15 protein-coding genes are annotated in these 8802 nt (G+C 49.0%); 10 read left to right on the top strand and 5 right to left on the bottom strand.

The genetic code is table 11. The features are described 5' to 3' along the window. Positions 1-299 precede the first annotated feature (299 nt). The 3 genes from V3W40_RS34360 to V3W40_RS34350 all read right to left on the bottom strand — a co-directional run bounded on the left by V3W40_RS34360 (position 300) and on the right by V3W40_RS34350 (position 1474). A complete protein-coding gene (locus V3W40_RS34360) occupies positions 300-677 on the bottom strand; it encodes a hypothetical protein (RefSeq protein WP_330216521.1) in 378 nt (125 codons plus the stop codon). An 86-nt stretch (positions 678-763) separates the two neighbouring features. After that, on the bottom strand, positions 764-976 hold the full coding sequence (locus tag V3W40_RS34355; RefSeq protein WP_170037369.1) for a type II toxin-antitoxin system MqsA family antitoxin: 213 nt from the start codon (positions 974-976) through the stop codon (positions 764-766). Positions 977-1120: 144 nt separating this feature from the next. After that, the gene (locus tag V3W40_RS34350) at positions 1121-1474 is read right to left on the bottom strand and encodes a helix-turn-helix transcriptional regulator (RefSeq protein WP_330216520.1); all 354 of its coding nucleotides are present in this window, start codon (positions 1472-1474) and stop codon (positions 1121-1123) included. 159 nt (positions 1475-1633) lie between these two features. Here V3W40_RS34350 and V3W40_RS34345 point away from each other — a divergent pair, with 159 nt between their 5' ends. The 10 genes from V3W40_RS34345 (at position 1634) to V3W40_RS34305 (ending at position 8132) form a co-directional block, all read left to right on the top strand. Beyond that, positions 1634-2767 (top strand): phage/plasmid replication domain-containing protein, encoded by a 1134-nt coding sequence (locus V3W40_RS34345; RefSeq protein WP_170037365.1) that lies wholly within the window; start codon positions 1634-1636, stop codon positions 2765-2767. Next, positions 2764-2997: a hypothetical protein gene (locus tag V3W40_RS34340; RefSeq protein ID WP_330216519.1), complete on the top strand. Its 234-nt coding sequence runs from the start codon at positions 2764-2766 to the stop codon at positions 2995-2997. The genes V3W40_RS34345 and V3W40_RS34340 overlap by 4 nt, the downstream gene beginning before the upstream one ends. Beyond that, positions 2997-3251 carry a hypothetical protein gene (locus V3W40_RS34335; protein ID WP_330216518.1) on the top strand — a complete coding sequence of 85 codons (255 nt, stop codon included), beginning with the start codon at positions 2997-2999 and terminating at the stop codon, positions 3249-3251. Before V3W40_RS34340 ends, V3W40_RS34335 begins: the two co-directional genes overlap by 1 nt. Positions 3252-3264: 13 nt before the next feature. Further along, the gene (locus tag V3W40_RS35105; protein ID WP_170037356.1) at positions 3265-3558 is read left to right on the top strand and encodes a propanediol utilization protein; all 294 of its coding nucleotides are present in this window, start codon (positions 3265-3267) and stop codon (positions 3556-3558) included. A gap of 6 nt (positions 3559-3564) precedes the next feature. Continuing rightward, a complete protein-coding gene (locus V3W40_RS34330) occupies positions 3565-3801 on the top strand; it encodes a hypothetical protein (protein WP_083225803.1) in 237 nt (78 codons plus the stop codon). A 48-nt stretch (positions 3802-3849) separates the two neighbouring features. Continuing rightward, positions 3850-4074 (top strand): hypothetical protein, encoded by a 225-nt coding sequence (locus tag V3W40_RS34325; protein ID WP_330216517.1) that lies wholly within the window; start codon positions 3850-3852, stop codon positions 4072-4074. Positions 4075-4253: 179 nt separating this feature from the next. Further along, on the top strand, positions 4254-5564 hold the full coding sequence (locus tag V3W40_RS34320; RefSeq protein WP_330216516.1) for a hypothetical protein: 1311 nt from the start codon (positions 4254-4256) through the stop codon (positions 5562-5564). Positions 5565-5572: 8 nt separating this feature from the next. Further along, positions 5573-5860, top strand: coding sequence for a DUF2523 family protein (locus V3W40_RS34315; RefSeq protein WP_330216515.1), 288 nt, complete (start codon positions 5573-5575; stop codon positions 5858-5860). After that, a complete protein-coding gene (locus V3W40_RS34310; protein ID WP_330216514.1) occupies positions 5860-6915 on the top strand; it encodes a zonular occludens toxin family protein in 1056 nt (351 codons plus the stop codon). Before V3W40_RS34315 ends, V3W40_RS34310 begins: the two co-directional genes overlap by 1 nt. After that, positions 6912-8132 carry a type II secretion system protein GspD gene (locus V3W40_RS34305; protein ID WP_330216513.1) on the top strand — a complete coding sequence of 407 codons (1221 nt, stop codon included), beginning with the start codon at positions 6912-6914 and terminating at the stop codon, positions 8130-8132. The genes V3W40_RS34310 and V3W40_RS34305 overlap by 4 nt, the downstream gene beginning before the upstream one ends. A 127-nt stretch (positions 8133-8259) precedes the next feature. On the opposite strand, the gene V3W40_RS34300 is transcribed toward V3W40_RS34305, so the two are convergent. Then, positions 8260-8511 (bottom strand): AbrB/MazE/SpoVT family DNA-binding domain-containing protein, encoded by a 252-nt coding sequence (locus tag V3W40_RS34300; protein WP_330216512.1) that lies wholly within the window; start codon positions 8509-8511, stop codon positions 8260-8262. Beyond that, positions 8508-8802 (bottom strand): hypothetical protein (locus tag V3W40_RS34295; RefSeq protein ID WP_330216511.1); only part of this gene is annotated, 295 nt, incomplete at its 5' end. The genes V3W40_RS34295 and V3W40_RS34300, both read right to left, overlap by 4 nt.

Genomic DNA, 8802 nt, shown 5'->3' with positions numbered 1-8802 from the left:
TTCTGTGACGTTATGGTAGCTATGCCGTCGGAATCGACGAATTTAGCGCCGGGATAATAGCGAAGCCCCGGCGCTGAATTTAGCCATAACGTCCATTATGCGAGGCGCTTTTTTCATCGAGCAGGCTGAATTTCGCAATGCGAAAAATCACACCCAGTGTTCTTTTGAACCCTGGGTTTTTTCGTTTTATAAAATGTTTTTTGTGCTCAGCCGCAGCTGTGTGCCTGGCTAGATGAGGAACAACGTGACGAGTTAGTCAGGTGCACAGATGTGGCCGACAAGCGCAGCGCGTCAGTTGCTTACCAGGCTGCATTTTTTAGTGATTCGATGCTGTTTAGCGTGCCTTTCAGATCTACAAGGCTACCCTGAGACATTACTTCTAGCGGCGTTTTCCCTTTAAAAAAGGTGTTGTCGTTTTTCATGCTTGGGAAGGCATACAGGTTTTTGGGATTTTCAAACACTGTGCGTAGAGCTGCGTGGATGTTCAGCACCATGCTGATGCGCTGTAACTGATTTATGTCCAGGTCCGTAGCTGATTCGCCGTCCTGATTTTCGCTCTTATAGATGCTTTCAGACACCTTCAAGACGGCCTCAATCTGTTCTTCTGAGGCTTGCCATTTTTTCAGGATTTTCACTGCTGTTCGTAGCGCAGTAACGTTTTGATTTTCTTGCTGCATATCGATTCTCTGGCTTGTACTGGAGCGAAGCGGGTGGGGGTGCTGTTACACCCCCACTTTGGTATGGTTTTCCATACTTTCAAGCCTTAACACGTCCCGCTTTTGGCTACGCTCTTGTTGAACACCACCATGGCCACGCTTACGCGTTGCGACTCGGCCGCGTCAAGAATCGCCTCCCCGCATGCAGGGCAGAAAGAGCCATGCACACCAGCGATAACCGTAGTTTCGCCTTTGTAGGTATGCGGTAAGTCCCTGGTGTCTACCACCAGGTCGGCGCCGCCACAAATATGACATTTCATGTCATAACCTCTTGACCGAGACGACCAATACGTCCTCGATCACAGTGAGTTTCAGGTAGGCCCGGAAGGCAGGGGTTTGGGGGCGGTAAACGTATCTCATGGCTTCCTGCTCATACCCAAATAGCGCACCTTTACACCGACACTCTACCTTCGGGGCCCGCCAAGGTCTCGAAAGTAGTCCTCGAGTTCTAAGCTCGAAAGCATACCGCTAATTATGTTGCGTGCCATGGGCTTGACATAGTCGGGTAAGTCACTGAATCGCCTGAATAAAGCCTTCATTTCGTCTACTACTTCACGCTCGCTTTCTTCTAACAAGATTTCGTCAGTTGAGCATTTGAAGAACCTTGCCAAGTCGATCGCTTTATCACTGGGCGGGATGTTTTTTCCTTTCTCCCAGCTCGCCACCGTGTTCTCGGCTATTCCAAGCGCTTCAGCCAGCGTCTTTTGCGAGACCCCGATTTTTTCTCGTTTTTTCTTGATGTTTTCACCGATGCTCATTTCGTCTTCAACCGGTTGACACTGATGCATCTACTTTAACCCCTGTGTTTTCATACAGCACACACATGTGTTTGCTTGACCCAACAAGTATGCCTTGCGTCTTACCTGCGAGATAGCTTAGTCTAAGCCACGTTATGTGTTGGGTTGACAGGATTTCATATGTTCATTGATTGGTTAACGATTTCGCAGGAGCATCAGCATGATCTACCGATCGTGTGCGGCATCTTTACCTTGACGGTGGACGCAAATACCAATGAGATTCTCAGCACCCGTCAGCCACGTTTCAAACACGAAGCCAGTTTTTCGACTTCGGTCACTGTTCACGTTCAGGGCCGGAAAGTTCGCGTGGAAGGAAATCCTAGCCGAGTAGGGCGGCTAGATAACCTTTTTGGATTTGCTTCTATCGAGCAATGCGTGTCGGTTTACAACGCGTTGCTGCGTGAGTACGGGCTTCCTGGGTTCACCCGCTGTACTCGCCTTGATATTCGGCAGGGTGAATCCGGTGCGAAGTCTGGTGACCGTATTGCCGATGGTGCAAAGATTGAACGGATTGACCTAACCACCAATGTTTCGTTGGGGGAGGGCAATGTCCTTGCCTATCTGCGCGGTGTTTCTAGTCAGCGAATCGGTCATTCCATCGGTTTTCTGTACCCCAACGGGCGAACTGTTGCTTGGACGCCTAAAGGCAACGGTAAAGGCGGGCGTCTTCAGTACCGAAAGGCTTATGACAAAGCCTTTGAGATGGATCAGAACTGTTTACCTAAGATAAAACGCGTCTTTGGCGAAGATTCGGAAGAGTACAAATATGTTCAGCGGGTTAGAAACTACTGCTCACAAGAAGGCGTAGTCCGTATGGAACAAGAGCTTAAAAGCGAATACTTACAGCGTGAAGCCCTCTGCTATTGGGGTTTATTTGATGAAAGGCGTCTGGCCGAACTCCACTGTGAGTTTCTTAAAATAGATGAAAAGTTAAAGGTGACAGCCATGGATATTGTGAGCATTGCCGAACAGTTGGTTGCTGAGGGTGTTTGTCCTACTCTACGTTCTGCTCGTACTACGGCTAGCTATGCTCTTGAGTGGATGTCTGGAACATCTAATATTGACTTTTCAAAGTCTCAAGTTAAAAAACATGCCGCTTTTCTTAACCGCATCGGCATAAATATCCGTAACGCCTGCGATACCAGCCGCTTTGCACCTGTTTTTGTTCGTCAGTGTCGTGAAGTCACTAAAAGCACTTTAGCTGTTCCTGTTTGGTACCAGCGTCCAAACCATCTACAGCAGGTTGCAGCATGAGAACAGTTAGTTTTCAAGGCGATCAGCTTACTAGTGGCCAGCGTCGTAGATTTGAACTTCAGCAGCGCATGAAGCACGCGTTTATAAATCCCATTCTTGAGCAGCAAGTTCAAGAAACGCTTAAAGCTGTAGAGGCTAGAAAAGAGCAGGGCATTAAACCTGAGCGTATTTGGCTTTTAGAGCGTCAAGAAACAGGAACAACCTGTGTTGCCGAATGGATGGGTTTCTAATGGACAAAAAGCAGTTTCAAGTTCTGCGTTGGAATGTCGAATCTGATATTCGTAATCATGTTACTGATGAAACACTCATTAAAAGCATCGCTAACGATGTTATGCGAACTATTCTGACTGACTTTGCAGCTCAAGCTGTCAACCGGCAACGCAATAACCGACAGTTTTTAACTTTCAGGCGTAATCCTGAAATAACAGCGCCCAGTTGGGCCTATCGCAAGCCGGGCATAAGCTCCCGACTTCCAACACTGTAATGAGGGCAATACTATGTCGAATGTAATTCTTGTTGAGGTTACCGGAATTAACCGTACTGGCACAGCTTCTAAGTCCGGAAAACCTTACTGCATGTATGAGGCGTATGTTCATCTTCCGAATGTTCCTTACCCTCAGAAAGCTTCCTTTTATGCCGAGCTGCCTAACCAAGTTCCGCAGCCTGGCACTTATGAGTGTGACGTTATCGCAGATGTTCGTGATGGCCGTTTAACTTTTGATGTTGATCCTCGTCAAGCGCGTCGGGTTAACTCTAGTTCAACCCAAGCGTCTGCACCTAAAGCTGGATAAATAGACATGGCAGTTTGTACGCTTTTAGATGCAAACGGCTTTGTAATATCCACAAAAGAAACTATCTGCTCTGCATTTGTCATGCTCACACCTTCTGAGTTTGCTTCCGTTCAAGCAGCTGCTGCGCCGTTCGACTACACACAGGCATTTGCCTTTTGGTCGTTTGCGTTCGGTACAACATTGCTTTTTTGGTTGGTGTCTCGCGGTGTGGGCACCATCTTGAACCTCATACGTCACCGGTGAGGAAAGCCGTACCGGCCGGATGCCGGTTATTAAGAAAGGGTAACAACCATGAAACTGAAACAACTGCTCTCCGCTACCGTTGTAACTGCCGGTGTCGTTGCTGCCACTGCTTCGCAAACTGCTTCTGCTGCTATCGATTTGACCACCATTACTGGTGCTTTTACTGCTGCTGACGTTGTCGCTGGCATTCTGGCTATCGGTGCTGTTCTGGCGACAATCTATGCAACTTCAAAAGCAGCTTCGATGGTTCTGGGCATGATTCGCGGTCGCTGATTGCAAGTATCTAGGGGCATTGCTTTGGCGTGCCCCTTTTTTTCGTCTTTAGTAAGCAGGAAACTTTTATCTTCGGAGTTGATGTTCATGACCACCAATGACGCGTGGTATTTACTCATGTTCGTCTTTGGCCTTATGTGTGCCTGGGCGGTAATCACTGGCTTTGCGGATAATGACATATGAAAAAAATCGTTTATTTCTTCTTCGCTAAGAAAGCTTTTCTGTTTGCTCTGCTTTTTATGCCTGTCTTTGTTTCCGCAGCTCCTGCTTTTTCAGCGAAAGTTGGTCAGGCTGTAGGTGGTGTAATGGAGCGGAAAGCTATTCAGCGGGGTTTTGCTGCTAATGATCCCCGCTTTTCTGCGGCTCTTAATGCGACTGCTGCTGTTTTGACTGCTACAGCTACTGGTGTAGTTGCGGTTTCTGGTGCGCCTATTTGGGTTACGATTGGTTTGGGAGCATTGGCGGCAGGCGCAATTAGCCTTGCTATTGATGCCACGGTGAATTGGATCTTTAATTCTGATGGGACTGTTACTTATACGGTTGTTTCTGCTGATGATGGTGGCCAATTAACTAATGGCGGTCTCTACTGGTCTAGTTATAGTTCGTCTGGTTCTGGGGCTGGCCGTTACATCGCAGGTTCCCCTTTACTTGCTGCGAATCTTTTTATTAAAGGTTCCGGCTTTAACTTTTCTTTTACTCAATGTGATGTTGCTGGTAACTTTGCTCATTGTTACGGGGCTTCAGGTAGTCCTTCTTCTTATAAGGATGTCTATAAGTACTCTAATTTTGTTGGCTCTTGTCCAGCGGGGCAGGGGTCAGTTAATAATGTTTGCGTTTCACTTGCTGGTACCTCTCCTTCTGGGCAGTTTACTAAGAAGCCTGATTTAGCTGCTGATGATTTAACTCCTGCTCAGAAGGCTGCTCCTCTAAATCCAAAGGTTTTAGCTGACATAGCTAATCAGGCATGGTTGCACGCTTCAAATACACCTAATTATCAAGGCTTGCCTTATAGCTACTCGGATCCGGTTACAGTTGCAGATGTTGAAGCTTGGCGTGCTTCTAATCCTTCTTCATATCCTTCTGTTGGGGACGCTTTAGCTTCTGCTGTTAATCCTTCTACCGGTTCTGTTCCTGTTACTACTCCTTCTCTGGGTGTTAATCCAACCCCCGGCATTCCTACTGCTCCTGAAGGTACACCTAAGTTAGATCTCGGGATTGATCCAGGTATTGGTTCACCAACCCTTGAATCAACTCCTACAGGTGCGCAGATACTAGCGCCCATTACTGGGTTGATGCCTGATCTTAAGAATTTTCAGGTTCCTTCTCACCAGGGTGAATGTCCGAAACCAGTATTTGACATATCTGTTTTGCATACTCGTGTCACTATGGATGCTCATTGCACTCTGTTTGAAGGTGTTCGTGGTCCGCTTTATAACGGTAGTTTAGTTGCTTGGCTCATTGCTGCTTTGTTTATCGTTCTCTCGGCTTGAGGTGATTTATGTTCGGTATTTTGCTTTCTGCTGGTAACGCGTTGCTGGGTTGGTTGGTTCGTGGTGTTCTTGTTAAATTTGTTGTTATGACCGCTTTATACTGGATCGTCGCTGAGCTGGTTGGCGTCATGGCGTCATGGCTTCCAAATGGAGCTGGTCTTACTTCTGCGTTTGGCGGCATTAGTGCTGCCACCTGGTACTTTCTTGATCTCTTTGCGTTCTCGAACGGCGTGCCTTTGTTCATCGCGGCACTAGTTACGCGTTTTCTCATACGCCGTATTCCGGTAATTGGCTGATGCCTATTAATGCCTATACCGGGCTGATGGGTTCGGGCAAAAGCTTTGAGTGTGTCGTCTCCGTTATCGTCCCAGCGGTCGCTAAAGGGCGCCGGGTTGTGACAAACGTCGACGGTATCGATTCCGATGCAATCCGGGCATACATCAACGAGAAACAGGGCATTGCTCTGGAGAAACTCGGCGAGGTGGTGCACTGCCAAAACGAAGACGTGTTTAAGGCTGATTTTTTGCCGCACGGCCAGCCGGTGGACACGTTCTGCCAACCTGGTGATTTGATCTGCATCGACGAAGCTTGGCGATTTTGGGGTTCTGATTCGAAGATCGGCACCGAACACCGGATTTTCTTTCGCGAGCATCGGCATTATGCCCACGCTGAAACCGGCGTGACCTGTGACCTGGTGCTGATGGTTCAGGACATTTCTGACCTTCACCGCATCTTGAAAACTGTGGTCGAGCTGTCATTTCGTACCACCAAAATCAAGTCGTTGGGTTTGAACAAAATCTACCGCGTTGAGATGTGGGAAGGCTGGAAACAGACCGCCAAAGCCCGTGTTGATGTGATGAATAAAAAGTATGACCCGGAAATTTTTCCGCTCTATTCGTCGTACTCAGGCGGTCACGGTAAAGAAGTTCAAGTGGATGACCGGCAGAACATTCTGAAAAATCCGAAGGTCTGGTTTTTCCTGTTCATGATCGTTTTCGGCGGTGTTGGATCGGTCTGGGGTGTCCTGCACTTCTTCAACCGTGGCACCGCTCCTGCTGTCGTTGTTCAGCAACCCGCTAGCACTGCGCAACTAACGACCAATATTGCGGTTCCTGCGACTTCTCATGTGCTTTCCACTGAATGGCGTATTGCTGGGGAAATTGTTGTTGATGGTCAGCGACAAGTTGTCCTGGTGAACACTGACGGCGTGATTCGTTACGAGCATCCGAGCAACTTCCAGAATTCAGGCCGCGTCATGACTGGTCAACTCGATGGTCAGCGCGTAAGCACCTTCAGTGGTGGCAAGCCTCCGGTCGCGTCTTCCGTTCCTCTCCCTGGTAAAAATCCATGATCCGGTTCTTGTTATTGTGCCTGTTGTCATTTTCCGCGATTGCCGCCGATAAGCAGGCGCCGTATCAGTTCGATCTGACTGGCTTGCCGATTGGCCAAGTGGCTCAAATTTTCTATGCCGATGCCTTCCGTAAGCCCTACATCCTGTCGCCGGAAGTGCTCGAGGACGGTCGGCCTGTGTCGTTGCGTGTTCAGGGCTCCGCCGTCCAGGTGCGCGCCGATTTCGTCCGTCTTCTTGATGCCTTTGGTTACGCTGTTACGCAGCGCAACGGCGTCGATCACGTCATGCCGAAAAAAGAGCCGGCACCGCCTCCTGGTGAATACTTTTTGTACCGACCGCTTTACCGCGATGTGGCCTATTTGTCGGAAACTCTCGCGCCATTGTTCCAGGGAAAATTTGGTGTTGATCGCGGGATTTCTGTTCCTGGTCAAACGCCGATGACCGGATCTGCTCCTCGTGGATCAGCTGCCAGCCTGTTAAATCGTGATGCTGATCAGCTGGTTTTTGTGGGTACAAAGGCCGAAATTGCCAACTTGCGTTCGTTGTTGCCCCAGATTGATATCGAGATGGGCGAAGTGATGTTGCGTAGTGCGGTTTATGAGGTTCAAACCGGCGACCGTGACGGTTCCGCTTTTTCCCTCGCTGCCTCGTTGCTGAAGGGCAAAGTGTCCCTCAACTTGGCCGGTAATCCGCTCGATAACTCCGTCAGCTTTAGTACGGGCGATTTCAATGCTGTTCTGTCGGCTCTGTCGTCCGATTCGCGTTTTAAGGTAGTCAGTCAGCCGAGTTTGCGTGTGCGATCAGGTAAAGAAGCGACGATTAACGTCGGTGCAGAAGTGCCGGTGCTGGGTGCCTTGTCGTATCCGCAAGGTGCCGGCCAAGCTGTCCAGTCGGTCGAATATCGTAACTCTGGCGTGATTTTCACCATCACCCCTGAGGTGCGGCAGGCTGTTGTGGATCTGACCATTGATCAGCAGCTTTCCAACTTTGTGCAGACTACTACCGGCGTGAATGGAAGCCCGACTTTGACCAAGCGTCAATTGACCACAAATGTTCAGATGCGTAACGCCGAGGTTGTCATTTTGGGTGGATTGACCGAGGAAAAGACGTCAGAAACCCAAACTGGTTTATCTTTTCTACCGTCTATTTTCCGTTCCAAGGTTACTGAGTCGAGCAAGTCTGAAATTTTGCTTGTCATTCAGATGATAAGGATTTGATTTTTCGCATTGCGAAATTTCAATTAATGAGGGGAGGGTGGTGGTTTTTTTGGGCCCGTAAGGAGTGGCCACGCCCGCAGCGCGTCAGCGCGAGGACGGGGCTGCAACGTCGGGTCGTTTTCATCATTCACCCTTCCTTCGAGTTGAAATATTCAACCAGTGTGCCAATCCGATCAGGGATTGTTTCAGTTTTTGATAAGACAAGGCTCTTGTGAGTGCCTGCATAGGCCTCAACGATGTACAAGGTGTCGCCTTCGACCAAGCCCATCTCTTTCAACAAATCCGCTGGTAGCGGCACGATCAGGTCGCCAGTTCCATCAGCAGCGTCTTGGCAGGTGACGATCCAGCGTTTATCTTCAGGGTTAGGTGTTGGGTTCATGTTTTCTCCCTGGTGATTAAATGACAGAACCAATTCATGATTATGACCCAGCTGATTCGCTGGTTGATCCAGATACCGTAGCTGTCTTTTTGGCTGATGCTTACGAAACCGCTGACGCGGCTTTCATTGCCGAAGCGATGGCCGTTGTTGCACGCGCCAAAATTCGTATCGACGCAGATGACGAAGGACAGAAGCCATCGTTCTGAAGCCGTTGCTACTAGCAACACCTGATCACCTGGTGAAAAGCAGCCTCCAGAGCCCCCCAGCCCCGTATAGGACGGTTCGCATAAT

Origin of the sequence: Pseudomonas sp. AM8 (genome assembly GCF_036346475.1) — a bacterium.
Lineage (GTDB): Bacteria > Pseudomonadota > Gammaproteobacteria > Pseudomonadales > Pseudomonadaceae > Aquipseudomonas > Aquipseudomonas marginalis.
The sequence above is the reverse complement of the archived record's forward strand: the minus strand, read 5'-3'. Positions and strand labels throughout refer to the sequence as shown.